This window comes from Cryobacterium fucosi (assembly GCF_004403515.1).
GTDB classification, from domain to species: Bacteria; Actinomycetota; Actinomycetes; order Actinomycetales; family Microbacteriaceae; genus Cryobacterium; species Cryobacterium fucosi.
Map to the genome: position 1 here is coordinate 1 of NZ_SOHH01000094.1, position 14,216 is coordinate 14,216.

Annotated in this window: 12 protein-coding genes and 2 pseudogenes; 2 read left to right on the plus strand and 12 right to left on the minus strand. The window is 71.1% G+C overall.

The window, feature by feature from the left end; all coding sequences use genetic code 11:
- Nucleotides 1–1,098, plus strand: a 1,098-nt coding sequence (locus E3T48_RS13515) for an AAA family ATPase (protein WP_166789743.1), incomplete at its 5' end; no start/stop codon positions are given.
- 108 nt (nucleotides 1,099–1,206) lie between these two features.
- On the opposite strand, the pseudogene E3T48_RS17675 reads toward E3T48_RS13515, so the two are convergent.
- The 12 genes and pseudogenes from E3T48_RS17675 to E3T48_RS13575 all read right to left on the minus strand — a co-directional run.
- A pseudogene (locus E3T48_RS17675) lies at nucleotides 1,207–1,515 on the minus strand (four-helix bundle copper-binding protein); the annotation flags it as partial.
- Between the two features lie 18 nt (nucleotides 1,516–1,533).
- Nucleotides 1,534–1,849: pseudogene (gene fdxA / locus E3T48_RS13525) on the minus strand (ferredoxin).
- Nucleotides 1,846–3,252: an FAD-dependent oxidoreductase gene (locus E3T48_RS13530; protein WP_134524568.1), complete on the minus strand. Its 1,407-nt coding sequence runs from the start codon at nucleotides 3,250–3,252 to the stop codon at nucleotides 1,846–1,848. The pseudogene fdxA and the gene E3T48_RS13530 overlap by 4 nt, the downstream one beginning before the upstream one ends.
- Complete coding sequence (gene cobA / locus E3T48_RS13535; protein ID WP_134524569.1) at nucleotides 3,249–4,514, minus strand: uroporphyrinogen-III C-methyltransferase; 1,266 nt, start codon at nucleotides 4,512–4,514, stop codon at nucleotides 3,249–3,251. Before cobA ends, E3T48_RS13530 begins: the two co-directional genes overlap by 4 nt.
- Entirely contained in the window at nucleotides 4,511–5,446 is a 936-nt protein-coding gene (locus E3T48_RS13540) for an ABC transporter permease (RefSeq protein ID WP_134524570.1), read from the minus strand. Before E3T48_RS13540 ends, cobA begins: the two co-directional genes overlap by 4 nt.
- A complete protein-coding gene (locus E3T48_RS13545; RefSeq protein WP_134524571.1) occupies nucleotides 5,436–6,257 on the minus strand; it encodes an ABC transporter ATP-binding protein in 822 nt (273 codons plus the stop codon). The genes E3T48_RS13540 and E3T48_RS13545 overlap by 11 nt, the downstream gene beginning before the upstream one ends.
- A gap of 4 nt (nucleotides 6,258–6,261) precedes the next feature.
- The gene (locus E3T48_RS13550) at nucleotides 6,262–7,362 is read right to left on the minus strand and encodes an ABC transporter substrate-binding protein (RefSeq protein WP_134524572.1); all 1,101 of its coding nucleotides are present in this window, start codon (nucleotides 7,360–7,362) and stop codon (nucleotides 6,262–6,264) included.
- Nucleotides 7,359–8,732 carry a sulfate adenylyltransferase subunit 1 gene (locus E3T48_RS13555; RefSeq protein WP_134524573.1) on the minus strand — a complete coding sequence of 458 codons (1,374 nt, stop codon included), beginning with the start codon at nucleotides 8,730–8,732 and terminating at the stop codon, nucleotides 7,359–7,361. The genes E3T48_RS13550 and E3T48_RS13555 overlap by 4 nt, the downstream gene beginning before the upstream one ends.
- The gene (gene cysD / locus E3T48_RS13560; protein ID WP_134524574.1) at nucleotides 8,732–9,691 is read right to left on the minus strand and encodes a sulfate adenylyltransferase subunit CysD; all 960 of its coding nucleotides are present in this window, start codon (nucleotides 9,689–9,691) and stop codon (nucleotides 8,732–8,734) included. Before cysD ends, E3T48_RS13555 begins: the two co-directional genes overlap by 1 nt.
- Nucleotides 9,673–10,416, minus strand: a complete 744-nt coding sequence (locus E3T48_RS13565) for a phosphoadenylyl-sulfate reductase (protein WP_134524575.1) — start codon at nucleotides 10,414–10,416, stop codon at nucleotides 9,673–9,675. The genes cysD and E3T48_RS13565 overlap by 19 nt, the downstream gene beginning before the upstream one ends.
- Nucleotides 10,413–12,122 carry a nitrite/sulfite reductase gene (locus E3T48_RS13570; RefSeq protein ID WP_174844173.1) on the minus strand — a complete coding sequence of 570 codons (1,710 nt, stop codon included), beginning with the start codon at nucleotides 12,120–12,122 and terminating at the stop codon, nucleotides 10,413–10,415. The genes E3T48_RS13565 and E3T48_RS13570 overlap by 4 nt, the downstream gene beginning before the upstream one ends.
- A 367-nt stretch (nucleotides 12,123–12,489) precedes the next feature.
- A complete protein-coding gene (locus tag E3T48_RS13575; protein WP_134524577.1) occupies nucleotides 12,490–13,227 on the minus strand; it encodes a sirohydrochlorin chelatase in 738 nt (245 codons plus the stop codon).
- A gap of 108 nt (nucleotides 13,228–13,335) precedes the next feature.
- Between E3T48_RS13575 and ftsY the strand changes: the two genes are divergently transcribed.
- A complete protein-coding gene (ftsY, locus tag E3T48_RS13580) occupies nucleotides 13,336–14,211 on the plus strand; it encodes a signal recognition particle-docking protein FtsY (RefSeq protein WP_134524578.1) in 876 nt (291 codons plus the stop codon).
- Nucleotides 14,212–14,216 lie beyond the last annotated feature (5 nt).

A 14,216-nucleotide genomic window follows, 5' to 3' on the forward strand; every position in this document is an offset into this window, starting at 1 on the left:
CGCGCGGTGGTCCGGCGCCGCCAGGTGGCGGCGGCCATGGGCGTCGCACAGGCGCTGCCCCAAGTGCTCGCCTCGGTCGACGGCGCGGTCAGCGAGGCCCGCCTGCGGCTCGCCCGCGCCGAGGGCGAGCGCACCAGCCAGAACGCGGAACTCTCGGCCCTGCGGCGGGAAGACAGCGCCCTCCGGGACCGGCTCCAGGCCGTCACCGAGAACGTGCACGGCCTCGAACTTGAGATCTACGAGAAGAAGCTTCACCTCTCGGGCCTGCTCGAACGCGCGGGCAACGAACTGGGCCTGGTCGAGGAGGTGCTCGTGGCCGAATACGGCCCCGACCAGCCGATCCCGTCCGGGTCCGAGACCGACTCCGACTCCGGCGCCGACTCCGACTCCGGCGCCGACTCCGGCGCCCACGCTGCGGGGGGGCCCTACGACCGGTCCGAGCAGCAGAAACGCCTCGCCGCCGCGGAACGCCGGTTCGCGCAACTCGGCCGGATCAACCCGCTCGCCCTCGAGGAATTCGCGGCACTCGAGCAGCGGCACAAGTTCCTCACCGAACAGCTCACCGACCTCACCAACACCCGCACCGACCTGCTCACCATCATCGCGGAGATCGACGAGAAGATGGGGGCCATCTTCGGCAGCGCCTTCGACGACACGCAGGCGGCGTTCGCCGAGGTCTTCCCGGTGCTGTTCCCCGGCGGCAGCGGCAGCATCCGTCTCACCGACCCTGACTCCTTGCTCACGACCGGGATCGAGGTTTCGGTCAAACCGGCAGGCAAGAAGATCGAACGGCTCTCCCTGCTCTCCGGCGGGGAACGGTCACTGGCGGCGGTCGCCCTGCTGATCGCGATCTTCAAGGCGCGGCCGAGCCCGTTCTACATCATGGACGAGGTCGAGGCGGCCCTCGACGACGCGAATCTCGGCCGACTGCTGACGATCTTCGAGGACCTGAAGGCGGCCAGTCAGCTGATCATCATCACCCATCAGAAGCGCACGATGGAGATCGCGGACGCCCTCTACGGTGTGTCGATGAGGCAGGACGGGGTCTCGGCCGTCGTCGGGCAGCGGCTCGCGAAGGATGAGGCCCGGGCCTCCTGAGTCCGCTACCCTTCCCGGTGCCCCAGGTTCCCGGTGCCCCAGGGTGGCGAGGAGCCGGGTGCAGGAGTCGCCGAGCCTGCGGCAGGCCATCGAGCAGGTCTGCCAGGAAGGGTGGATGGCCTTCATCCGTTCGCAGGCCGCCGCCGAGACCCGGCTCGCCTCCCGGCAGGTCTCCAGGATCGAGATGGCCGTCGGCCCGTTGTTCCGGGTGTGCCAGGACAACACCCTGGTCGTGGTGATGCAGATCTCGATGCAGTCCAGGTCGGCCAGGAAACAGGCCGTGACCTCGCCGTCGCCCTCGATGGCGAGGCAGGCATCCGCGCAGTCCTCGCTGACCTTCACCAGCGCGTCACAGGCGGTGACGCACTGGGCGATCCCGGCCTCGATCGAATCCGCAGGCCACTCCTTCACCGGCATGCAGACACCATAGCCCCGTCAGGCGCCGGCCACGACCTGGGGTGGCAGCGCCGAGATGATCGGGTGGTCGAACGCGAGCACGCCGGTCCTGGCGGCCCCGCCGGGGGATCCCAGATCGTCGAAGAACTCGACGTTCGCCTTGTAGTACTCGGCCCATTGTTCGGGCACGTCGTCTTCGTAGTAGATCGCTTCGACCGGGCAGACCGGTTCGCAGGCGCCGCAGTCGACGCATTCGTCGGGGTGGATGTAGAGCGAGCGGTCGCCCTCGTAGATGCAGTCGACGGGGCATTCGTCCACNCACGTCGACGCAGGGCAGGGCGATGACGTAGGTCACGACGAGACCAGGCTTTCGGCGCGGGCGATGCCGACCTGCTCGTCGCGGGGCACGACCTTGACGCGTTCCCGCGTCACCGGGGACGGGTCGGCCTCGCCGAGCGCACGCTCGTGCGCGTCGACGGCCAGCCAGCCGGACCAGGTTGTGAAACGGATGCCCCGCTCGTCGAGCAGGGCGAGGATCGCGTCCTCCTCCGGCCGGCCGGGCTGCCCCGTCAGGTCGAAGTCCTCGAGCAGCTTCGTCACGGTCTCGAGGGCGTCGCTCTTCGTGTGCCCGATCAGGCCGACCGGTCCGCGCTTGATCCAGCCGGTCGCATAGAGGCCGGGGAGAGGGGCGCCCTGGGCATCGACCACCCGTCCGCCGTCGTTCGGGATGACCCCTCTTGCCTCGTCGAACGGCACCCGCGCCAGGGCGGTGCCCCGGTAGCCGACCGCGCGGTAGACGGCCTGCACGGAGTAGTCGAGGATCTCCCCGGTGCCGCGGACGCCGCCGTCAGCGGTGGGCTCGGTGCGTTCGAATCGGACGCCCTCGACCCGGCCGGCGCCGTAGACCTCGACCGGGCTGTGCAGGAAGTGCAGGTGAAGCCGGCGGGGTGCCCCGGTCGGTTCCCTGGTCAGCCAGCCGTTCAGGGTGCGGGTCATCACCTTGACCTGGTTGTTCGACGCGGCGAGCAACCGCTCGGAGTGCTCATCCCTCGGGAAATCCTCCCCGTAGACCAGCACGTCGACGTTCGGGATGTCGCCGAGTTCGCGCAACTCGATCGGGGTGAATTTCACCTGGGCAGGTCCGCGCCGGCCGAACACGTGAACATCGGTCACCGGCGAGCCCGCGAGCCCGGCGTGCACATTGGCAGGGATGTCGGTCGGGAGGAGGTCGACCGGGTGTTTGGCCAGCATCCGCGCCACGTCGAGGGCGACGTTGCCGTTGCCGATCACGGCGATGTCGGTCGCGTCGAGCGGCCACTCCCGTGGGGCATCCGGATGCCCGTCGAACCAGGAGACGAAGTCGGCGGCCCCGTGGGAGCCGGGCAGGTCGATGCCGGGAACGCCGAGAACGGCATCCCGGATCGCCCCGGTCGCGAAGATGACCGCGTGGTAGTGCGCGCGCAGGTCGGCCAGGTCAAGGTCCGTGCCGTAGTCCACGTTGCCGATGAACCGGATGGTGCCGGCGTCCAGCATCTCGTGCAGCGAGTTGACGATGCCCTTGATCCGGGGGTGATCGGGGGCAACGCCGTACCGGATCAGGCCGTAGGGGGCGGGGAGCGAATCGAACAGGTCGATTCCGACCTCGCCGCCGGCGTCCTGCACGGCCCTGGCGAGGATGTTGCCGGCGTAGATGCCGGCCGGGCCGGCGCCGATGATGGCGACGCGGAGGGGCTGGTGCGCGGTGGGCGTCCGGGTCATGGGTGGGCCTTTCGGGGTGCGGTGGGGACGAGTTCGGTCGAGGCAGGTTCGGAGGGGACGATGGCGCGGTGCGCGTGCGGGCTCAGCGTGACGACGTCTCCGACCACGATGACGGCCGGGGAGGTGACGCCGCGGCTGGCGGCCAGGGCGGTGATCGTGGCGAGCGTGCCGATCGTGACCCGCTGGCCGGGGCCGTAACCGTCCTCGATGATGGCGACGGGGCAGTCCTCGCCGCGGGTTCCCGTGGCGAGCACCGCGGCGGACCCGGCCAGGGCGCTGATGCCCATCAGCAGGATCACGGTGTGGTCCCGTCCGCCCTGGAGCGCGCGGAGCTGTTCGTGCCCGGTGACGACCGTGAAGCCGGCCGCGACGCCGCGGTGGGTGACCGGGATGCCTGCCGCCGCCGGGACCGAGACGGCGCTGGTCACGCCGGGCACCACCTCCACGGCGACGCCGTGGCTGCGGCAGTGGGCGGCCTCCTCGCCGCCGCGGCCGAGCACGTAGGGGTCGCCGCCCTTGAGGCGCACGACCCGGCGCCCGGCGCGGGCGTGCTCGACGAGCAGGGCGTTGATCTCGTCCTGGGGAACCGGGTGGTGGCCGGGGAGCTTGCCGACGTCGATCACGAGCACCTCGGGGTCGAGCTCGCCGAGGAGGGAGCGCGGGCCGAGGCGGTCGGCGATCACGACGTCGGCCTCGGCGAGGAGCCTCCGGCCGAGCACGGTGATCAGGCCGGGGTCGCCGGGGCCGCCGCCGACGAGGTGCACGGTGCCGGTGCCCGCGGGTCGGCGGTGGTGGCGCAGCGGCAGCGAACCGGCGTCGAGGGAGTTTTCGATCGCATTCCGCAGCGCCATGGCCCGGCGCGGGTCGCCGCCGGTCGACACGGTGACGGTCACGTCGTCCCGCCGGGTGACGGCGGGAACCCAGGCGGCGGACACGGCGTGATCGGCCGCGTTCACGCACCAGATCCGCGCGGCTTCGGCGTCGGCGGCGACCAGGGCGTCGACCTCGGGCACGCCGGTGGCCGTGTGGGCGAGCCAGGCGCCGGCCAGGTCGCCGGTGCGGTACGCGCGCTCCCGCCAGGTGACGGCGCCGGTGGCCAGGAGGGCGCGGAGGTCGGGGCCGGCCTCAGGGGCGACGACGGTGACGAGCGCGCCCACGGCGACGAGGCCCGACGCGCGCCGGGCGGCGACGGGACCGCCGCCGACAACGATGACGGAGCGGCCGGACAACTTCAGGCCGAGCGGGTAGAGGACGAGCGTCATCGGGTTCCTCCGGAGGCCAGGCCGCGGCGACGCAGGAGACTGCGCTCGGCCGGGGCGAATGCGATCAGTTCGACCAGGATGCCGACGAACAGGATGACCAGGATGGTGGCGAGCACGCCCGGCAGGTCGGCCAGGTCCCGGCTCTGCTGCAGCATGGAGCCGAGCCCGAAGCCGATCGACCCACCCATCGCGATGATCTCCGCCGCCATCAGGGAGCGCCAGGAGAACGCCCAGCCCTGCTTGAGCCCGGCCAGGTAGCCGGGCAGGGCGGCGGGCAGGATGACCAGGGTCGCGAGCTGGAGGCGGGAGGCGCCGAGCACGGTGCCCACCCGGCGCAGCTGCGGCGGAACCTGGTCGATCCCCGCGACGAGGCCGTTGGCGATCGAGGGGACGGCGCCCATCAGCACCACGAAGTAGACGGTCGCATCCGTGAGCCCGAACCAGATGATCGCGGCAGGCACCCAGGCCACCGAGGGCAGTACCTGCAACCCGGAGAGCAGCGGGCCGAGCGCGCGGCGGAGCAGCCGCCACTCGGCGAGCAGCAGCCCGAGCGGGGTGCCGATGGCGACGGCGATCAGGAAGCCTGCGCCGCCGCGGGCGAGGCTCGTGAGCACCGCCTGCTGCAGCCGCCCGTTCGACCAGAGTTCCCCGATCGAGGCCGCGACGTTGAACGGCCCCGGCACGAGGTCCGGGCGCGGCTGCGCGATGACGACGTAGAACTGCCAGGCGAGGACCAGCGCCGCGAGCAGCAGCACCGGCGGGAGCACGCCGTCGACGATGCGACGCCAGGGTCCCCGCTCGGCGAGCGGAACGGTCTGCAGGGCGTCGAGGCCGGCCTCGAGGGTGCGGAAGTCGTCGTTGGAGGCGGCGCGGGCGGCCGCGGGAATCGACGGGACGGTCGTGCTCGTGCTCGTGTTCGTGTCAGTGGGCATTGCGGCGGATCTCCTGTCGGAGCTGCTCGGTGATCTCGATGGACAGACGCGATACCTCCGGGGATTCGATCCGGCGGGGCCCGGTGTCGGCCAGGCGCCACTCGTTGGCGATCCGCCCCGGGCGGGAGGACATCAGCAGCACCCGCTGGCCGAGCCGGGCGGCCTCGCGCACGTTGTGGGTGACGAAAACGATCGTGCGGCCGGTCTCCCGCCAGATCCGCTCGAGTTCCTCGTGCAGCAGGTCCCGGGTGATCGCGTCGAGCGCTGCGAACGGTTCGTCCATCAGGAGCACCTTGCGGTCCTGAGCGAGCGAGCGGGCGAGGGCGACACGTTGGCGCATGCCGCCGGAGAGCTCGTGCGGGCGCTTGTGCGCGGCATCCGCGAGGTTGACGAGATCGAGCAGTTCGAGCGCCTGGCCGCGCCGCTGGGCCCGCGGCACTCCGCGCAGTTTGAGGGCGAGCTCGACGTTGCGCCCGGCGGTCAGCCAGGGGAACAGGGCGGACTCCTGGAACATCACCGCGGCGCTGCCGCTGGAGACGGTGACGGTGCCGCTGGTGGGATGTTCGAGACCCGCGATGATGCCCAGCAGGGTCGACTTGCCGCAGCCGGACGCGCCGAGCAGGCAGACGAACTCGCCGGGCTCGATCGACAGGGTGATGTCCTCGAGCACGATCGGGCCGTCGGTGCCGAATCTCTTGGTGAGGCCGTCGACGCGGATGGCGGGGGCGTCGTTCGGCCGATCCGTGGCGACCGTGGTCGCGCGGACGGTGGTCGGGCCGACCGTCACCGGTGCCGTTCTGGTGTCGATCATCGGTTCACTCCGTTCCGAGTCCGGCGGCGCTGACCGGCGCGACGCCGGCCTCTGCCCGCACGGCGTTCAGGGCGCTCAGGTCGAAGAGCCCGGCCAGCTTGCCCGGTTTCGCGGTGCCGACCGTGACGCCGGCCCCCAGCAGCACGGGGAACGTCGCCGCCAGCGGATCGGTGGTGAATGTCACGTGCGAGAGGGCGCGGGTGATCACGGCCTCGGAGAGGCCCTTGCCGGTGTCTTCGGTCAGCTTCGTGTTGATCACGGCGGCGGACTCGTCCGGGTGTGCGGTGAGCCAGTCGACGGATGCCGTGTGCCCGGCGACGAGGGCCCGCACAGTTTCGGGGTGCTCGGCCAGGTACTCGCTCCGCACGAGCAGCACCGTGGTGGGGAAGGCGCCGTCGGGCCAGAGGGACGCCTCGTCGACGAGCACGGTGGCGCCGGCGTCCTGCACGAGCCTGGACACCCAGGGTTCGGGCACCCAGGCACCATCGATCTTGCCGCTCCGGAACAGGGCCAGGGTCTGGGCGTTGTCGGTCGGCGCGATGTGCACCTGGCCGCCGCCGGTGGTGTCGGTGTCGTAGCCCTGCTCGCCGAGCCAGGCGCGGAGGGCGACGTCCTGGGTGTTGCCGAGCTGCGGGGTGGCGATGGTGGTGCCGGCCAGGTCGGCCGGACCGTCGATGCCGGCGCGCACGACCAGGGCCGCGCCGCCGCTGGCGGCGCCGGCCACGATCCGCACGGACTGCCCGGCGCTCTTGATGAAGCTGTTCACGGCGGGGTTCGGCCCGATGTAGGCGGCGTCGATCGCCCCGGCGCTCAGGGCCTCGATGGTGGCAGGCCCGGCGCTGAAGACCTGGCTGCTCAGCTCGGTGTCGCCGAGGCTGTCTGCGAGGAGTCCCTTCTCCAGCCCGACCAGTGCGGGGGCGTGCGTGACGTTGTCGAAGTAGCCGAGGCGGAGCTCCTCGGCCGGCCCGGCCGGCGTGGCCGCGCTGCCCTGAGCGGAGCATCCGCCCAGGAGCACGGGCACGACGGCGACCGCGAGCAGGGCGAGGCCGGCGCGAACGACGAGGCCGCCGCGGAGGCCGGAGCGGAGGCCGGTGCGCCGGGTCATGCAGGCACCCCGGGCGCCGTCACGATGCCGGCGGCGAGGGTCGCGCCGTCCTGCGGATGGATCACGAGGAACGCGCCGGCGCGGCGGTTCTCGGCGAAGGTCTCGACCGGCAACGCCGAGGCGAGCCGCACGGTGACGTGGCCGATGTCGTTGATGTCGAGGCTGGCCGCGGCCTCCTGCTCCAGGGTGTCCAGGTTGAGCCGGCCGGTGACGGCGGTGACGATCGCCTGGACCGTGTTGGCACCGAACTTCACGAGGGTGCGGTCGCCGGGGGTGAGCGGCCGGGGGTCGAGCCAGAACAGGGCGGCCGTCAGCTCCTTCGTGGGCTCCGGGAAGGTGCCGGCGGCGCCGATGACCGCGCCGCGGGCGATGTCGAGGTCGTCCCTCAGCCGGAGGGCGATGGACTGCGGCGCGAATGCCTCGCCCTGTTCGGTTCCGGCGAAGTCGATCCCGGTGACGACGGTGTTGGCCCCGCCGGGGAGCACGGTGACGGCGTCGCCGACCCGCACGGTGCCGGAGGCGACCTGCCCGGCGTAGGCCCGGTAGTCGCGGAAGGCGGGCGCGTCGGTGGCGGGGACGGCGACGGCGCCCTGGGGGCGCAGCACGAGCTGCACCGGCAGGCGGAAGTCCTCGAGCGCGCTCTCGACCTCGTCGACGACCGGCAGGGTCTCGAGCAGTTCGAGCAGGCTGGGCCCGGTGTACCACGGCGTACGCGGGGAGCGGCCTGCGACGTTGTCGCCGGCCAGGGCCGAGACGGGAATGACGTGCACTGCGCCGAGGCCGAGTTCGCAGGTGACCGTGCGCACGGCATCCGCGATCTCGGTGCAGGCAGCCTCGTCGTAGCCGAGCAGGTCGATCTTGTTGACGGCGACGATGATGTGCGGGACGCGGAGCAGGCGCACCACCGAGAGGTGGCGGCGGGTCTGTTCGAGCACACCCTTGCGGGCGTCGATGAGCATGATCACGGCGTCCGCCGTGGTGGCGCCGGTGACCATGTTGCGGGTGTACTGCACGTGCCCGGGGCAGTCGGCGAGGATGAAGGAGCGCCGGTTGGTGGCGAAGTAGCGGTAGGCGACATCGATCGTGATGCCCTGTTCGCGTTCGGCGCGGAGGCCGTCGGTGAGCAGCGCGAAGTCGATGCCGCCCGCTGCGCCGCCGAAGCCGCGCTCGGTCGAGGTGCGGGTGACGGCGTCGAGCTGGTCGGCGAGCACGGCCTTCGAGTCGTGCAGCAGCCTGCCGACGAGGGTCGACTTGCCGTCGTCGACCGAGCCGGCGGTCGCGAAACGGAACAGGGTCCCGCCGGCCTGGTCGACGGGCGCCTGGCCGGGCGCCTGGCCGAGTGCCTGGCTGTCGATGAGTGTCTGGGTCATTAGAAGTACCCGTCCTTTTTTCGGTCTTCCATGGCGGCTTCGGAGATCCGGTCGTCGGCGCGCGTCGCGCCGCGTTCGGTGATCGTGCTCAGGGCGACCTCGCGCACGACGGCGTCGACGGATGCGGCATCCGACTCGACCGCGCCCGTGCAGCTCATGTCGCCGACGGTGCGGTAGCGCACCGTGCGGTTCTCGACGGCCTCGGTCGCCCGGGGGGCGCTCACCGGACCGGTCGCGCGCCACATCCCGTCGCGGCGGTAGACCTCGCGTTCGTGCGCGTAGTACAGCGGGGGCAGGGCGATCTGCTCCCGTTCGATGTAGCGCCACACGTTCAGCTCGGTCCAGTTGCTGATCGGGAACGCGCGCACGTGCTGGCCGACCGTGTGGCGGCCGTTGTAGAGGTTCCACAGTTCGGGCCGCTGGTTGCGCGGGTCCCACTGGCCGAATTCGTCGCGGAGGGAGAGGATGCGTTCCTTCGCCCTGGCCTTGTCCTCGTCGCGGCGGGCACCGCCGAAGACGGCGTCGTGCCGGCCGGCCGCGATCGAGTCGAGCAGCGGCAGGGTCTGCAGCGGGTTCCTGGTGCCGTCGGCCCGCTCCTGCAGCCGGCCGTCGTCGATGTAGTCCTGCACCCGGGCGACCTCGAGCCGCAGGCCGAGGCGCTCCACGGTCTCGTCGCGGAAGGCGATGACCTCGGGGAAGTTGTGCCCGGTGTCCACGTGCAGCAACGGGAACGGCACCCGGCCGGGCCAGAAGGCCTTCGCGGCAAGGTGGAGCACCACGACGGAATCCTTTCCGCCGGAGAACAGCAGTACGGGCCGTTCGAACTCGGCCACGACCTCGCGGATGATGTGGATGGCCTCGCTCTCGAGCACGTCGAGCTGCGACAGGCGGTGGCTGCCGGCGGCCTGGTTCGGGGTAGCGGGGAGGACCGATGGAGCGTTCACAGGTGGAGTCCGCATTCTGTCTTCGCCAGGCTGGCCCAGCGTCCGGATCGGGGATCGTCGCCGGGGGCGACGGGTTTCGTGCACGGCGCGCAGCCGATCGAGGGATAGCCCTGGGCCATCAACGGATTCACCGGTACCCGGTGCCGGGCCGCGTAGTCGAGGATGTCCTCGAAGCTCCAGGCGGCGAGCGGATTCACCTTGACCAGGCCGTTGCGGTCGTCCCAGGTCACCAGCGGGGTGGCGGCGCGGGTGGGCGCTTCGTCCCGGCGCACGCCGGTGAACCACAGCTCGTAGCCGCCGAGTGCCCGGTGCAGTGGCTCGACCTTGCGCATCGCGCAGCAGCGATTGGGATCTCGGTTGAAGAGTTCCGCGCCGTGCAGCCGGTCCTGTTCGGCCACCGAGTGCTCGGGCAGCACGTCGACGACCCGCACGGGCAACAGCCGGGCCACGTCATCCCTGGTCTGATGGGTCTCGGCGAAGTGGTACCCGGTGTCGAGGAAGAGCACGTCGACGCCGGGCAGCTGCGCGGAGACGACGTGGGGGAGTACCGCGTCGGCCATCGAGCAGGCGACCGCGACGGCGTTCACCGCGAAGTTCGCGGCAACCCAGGCGACGACCCGGTCGAAGCCGGCCTCGCCGAGCTCGGCGGCGCCGCTCTCGGCGAGGGCGCGCAGCTCGTCGGAGGAACGGAGCGTGCCCGCCCGGCTTGTGCCGACAATTCCTGTGTTGTCGATGCTCATTGCAGTGCCTCCTCGTCGGCGCGGTGGGCCCATTCGGCGAAGGTCTCGTTTGCTGTCCTGTCGGCGATGAACCGGACCACAATGCGCTCCACGTAGTCGGCCAGGTCGTCCGCGGTGACCTTGAGGCCGCGCACGGTGCGGCCGAGGCCTGCCTCGTCCCGGCCGACCGAGGCCAGGCCGCCGCCGAGGTGCACCTGGAACCCGGGGACCTGGCCGCCCTCGGCGCCCGGCAGGAGCTGCCCCTTGAGGCCGATGTCCGCGGTCTGGATGCGGGCGCAGGAGTTCGGGCATCCGTTGACGTGCAGGCTGATCGGCTGGGGCACGTCGATGCCGGCCAGGCGCTTCTCCAGCTCGAGCACGGCGTCGGTGGCGGTCTGCTTGGTCTCGACGATGGCGAGCTTGCAGTATTCGATGCCGGTGCAGGCGATGGTCGAACGGCGGAAGAGGCTGGGGCGTGCGGCGAGCCCCAGGGCGTCGAGCGCGGCGATGAGCGGTTCGACGCTCGTCTCGACGATGTCGAGCAGCACGAGCTTCTGGTGCGGCGTGGTGCGCAGCCGGGTCGAGCCGTGCTGCTCGAGCAGGTCGGCGAGCCCCGTGAGAATCGTTCCGGACACGCGGCCGACGAACGGGGTGACGCCGAGGTAGAACCGTCCGTCGTTCTGCTTGTGCACGCCGATGTGGTCGCCCTGCTGCGTCGGGGTGGGCGCGGGCGGGCCGTCGGGCAGTGCCTCGTGGAGGTATTCGTCCTCGAGCACCCGACGGAACTTCTCCGGCCCCCAGTCGGCGAGCAGGAATTTCAGCCTCGCCTTGTTGCGCAGCCGCCGGTACCCGTAGTCACGGAAGATCGAGGCGACGCCGAGCCAGACATCCGCGACCCTGTCGGGGGAGACGAAGGCGCCCAGGCGCTCGCCGAGGCGGGGGTTGGCGGAGAGCCCGCCGCCGACCCAGAGGTCATAGCCGAGGCCGAGCTCCGGGTGCCGCAGGGCGACGAATCCGACGTCGTTGATCTCGTGCACAACATCCTGGCTCGGGTGCCCGGTGAGGGCCGTCTTGAATTTGCGGGGAAGGTTCGCGAGCTCAGGGACCCCGATGTACCGCGCGGTGATCTCGTTGATCACCGTGGTCGGGTCGATGAGCTCGTCGACGGCGATGCCGGCGACGGGGGAGCCAAGCACGACGCGGGGCACGTCGCCGCAGGCCTCCGTGGTCTGCAGGCCGACGGCCTCGAGGCGGCGCCAGATCTCCGGCACGTCCTCGACCCTGATCCAGTGCAGCTGGATGTTCTGCCGGTCGGTCAGGTCGGCGGAGTCGCGACCGAATTCGGTGGAGATCTCGCCGATGACGCGCAGCTGGGTGGTGGTGAGCTGGCCGCCGTCGATGCGTACGCGGAGCATGAAGTACTTGTCTTCGAGCTCGTGCGGCTCGAGCGTGGCGGTCTTTCCGCCGTCGATTCCCGGCTTGCGTTGGGTGTAGAGGCCCCACCAGCGCATCCGGCCGTGCAGGTCGGTGCCGTCGATCGAGTCGAAACCCTGCTTGGAGTAGATCTTCTCGATCCGCTCCCGCACGTTCAGGCCGCCGTCCTCCTGCTTCCAGACCTCGTTGCCGTTCAGGGGTGCGGTGCCGTCCACCTTCCACTGTCCGTTCGGACGCGAAGACTGGCGCTGCGGGCGGGCCGGCGGGGCCGTCTCTGTCTGACTCGGTGACACGATGGTTCCTCCTCCTTGGACGCGGCGACGGCGACAACGGATGCCGAACTGCGTGGGAGAAAATGTACCGAGAACAGGGGCCCGTGTCTTGCGGGGCCGTAACGGCCGGTCACGCGCCGTAGCACGGCGTCACACTGGCCTGTCTGCGGTCGCCCCTGTGCTCGACCCCGTCGGTGGTCGAGCGTCGGTGAGGTTCGGTGCCGAATTCAGGTGAACTGCCCCGAACAGTGCGGCGGATGCCCGCTTCGGCTCTCGATTCGGGCTGCTCTCCTGAATTCGGAACGCGCTCGACCGTCGTGACGCGGGTCGCGACGGGTGGGGCGCCATCCTCCGGTGCCGCAATGCGGCGGCCCGGGCAGCGGCGGTCTCAGTTGTTGCTCGGCTGGACGAACCGAGTGACGGCGCTCAGGTACCGGCTGACAACGACCTCGACGAGCAGCGGCGGCGCGGGCTCGGCGGGCACCAGGAGCGGGCGGGTCACGACATCCGCCCCTGCCTTCTCGACCAGCCCCTGGAAGTAGCCGGGGGCAAGCAGGTAGCTGCTGACGACGACCCGCCGGCCGGGCCGGTCGATCCTGGCCTTCGTCACCGCGCAGGCCAGGCGGGGGGTCGCCGCGGAGAGAAAACCGAGGGTCACCTCGCGCCCGGCGACCTGCGCCAGGCGCTCGGCGACGACCCGGCAGGCCTCAACGGCCCGCGCGTCGCTCGACCCGGCAACGGCGAGCACGAGAACGTCGTCGGGTCGGAGTCCGGCCTCCGCGAGCCGCTGTCGGAGCACGGCGATGATGCGGTCGTCCGGTCCGAGCGCGCCGGCGAGCGCCACGGAACGACCTGTTTCGGCCAGCACGGCCTCGGTCAGGTCGACGTGTACGTGGTAGCCCGCCGAGAGCAGCAAGGGCACGACGACGGCGGGAAGCCCGGCCGGCAGGGCTGCGAGGGTCGCCGGTGCGTCCGGCTGTTGCACGTCGACGAAACCGGCGGCGACCGTCAGATCGGGCCGGGCAGCGGCCACGGCGCGCATCAGGCCGGCGACCGCGGCCTGGCCGTGCGCTGACGACGTGCCGTGGGCGATCCCGACGAGCGCTGGGGGAGTCTGGGTGCTCACCCGACCATTCTGCCGGGTCGGGTCGGCGGTGTTACCGCGAATGTCGGACGAGGTGCAGGATGAGGCCGTCCGTCCAGGTCCGAAGGCCCCGAGCCATAGGCTAGAGGCATGGCAGAACGCACCTCCTGGTCACTCTCCGGCGCTCTGCGCGGCATGTTCACGAAGCAGACGATCGACGACGACACCTGGGACGACCTCGAAGACGCTCTCATCCAGGCCGACTTCGGGCCGGCCGTGACCGATGCGATCGTCGCCGAACTCCGGGCGAAGGTGGCCAGGTACCACACAACTGACCCGGTCGACCTGCAGCGGATGCTCCGCGAGGGAATCGAGGAACGACTCGCCCGGCACGACCCGACCCTCACCCTCAGCGCCCGCCCCGCGGTGGTGCTCGTCGTCGGTGTGAACGGTGTGGGCAAGACGACCACGATCGGCAAGTTCGCGAAATTCCTCCGCGGCTACGACCGCAGCGTGCTGATCGGGGCGGCGGACACCTTCCGCGCCGCCGCCGTCGAGCAGCTCGCCACCTGGGCCGAACGGGCCGGGGCGGACATCGTGAGGCCGCAGGCGCACGGCCAGGACCCGGCATCCGTTGCCTTCCAGACCGTGCAGAAGGCCATGAACGAGGGCATCGAGATCGTCCTGATCGACACGGCAGGCCGGCTGCAGACCAAGGGCGGCCTGATGGACGAACTCACCAAGATCCGCCGGGTGATCGAGAAGCAGACCCCGATCGCCGAGGTTCTCCTCGTGCTCGACGCCACGACCGGCCAGAACGGTCTCGCCCAGGCCGAGGCGTTCATCGAACACGCCGGGGTGACCGGCCTCGTGCTCACCAAGCTGGACGGGTCGGCCAAGGGCGGCTTCGTGCTGGCCGTGCAGGAGAAGACCGGCATCCCGATCAAACTCGTCGGCCAGGGTGAGGGCATCAACGACCTCACCGGTTTCACCCCGCACGTCTTCGCGCAACAACTCGTCGGATAGGACAC

Coding starts and splice junctions, on each gene's coding strand:
- E3T48_RS13565 (WP_134524575.1), bottom strand. CDS start 10,416: ATGAGCATCGACAACACAGGAATTGTCGGCACAAGCCGGGCGGGCACG.
- cobA (WP_134524569.1), bottom strand. CDS start 4,514: ATGACGCTCGTCCTCTACCCGCTCGGCCTGAAGTTGTCCGGCCGCTCC.
- E3T48_RS13555 (WP_134524573.1), bottom strand. CDS start 8,732: ATGACCCAGACACTCATCGACAGCCAGGCACTCGGCCAGGCGCCCGGC.
- E3T48_RS13550 (WP_134524572.1), bottom strand. CDS start 7,362: ATGACCCGGCGCACCGGCCTCCGCTCCGGCCTCCGCGGCGGCCTCGTC.
- E3T48_RS13545 (WP_134524571.1), bottom strand. CDS start 6,257: ATGATCGACACCAGAACGGCACCGGTGACGGTCGGCCCGACCACCGTC.
- E3T48_RS13530 (WP_134524568.1), bottom strand. CDS start 3,252: ATGACCCGGACGCCCACCGCGCACCAGCCCCTCCGCGTCGCCATCATC.
- E3T48_RS13540 (WP_134524570.1), bottom strand. CDS start 5,446: ATGCCCACTGACACGAACACGAGCACGAGCACGACCGTCCCGTCGATT.
- ftsY (WP_134524578.1), top strand. CDS start 13,336: ATGGCAGAACGCACCTCCTGGTCACTCTCCGGCGCTCTGCGCGGCATG.
- cysD (WP_134524574.1), bottom strand. CDS start 9,691: ATGCGGACTCCACCTGTGAACGCTCCATCGGTCCTCCCCGCTACCCCG.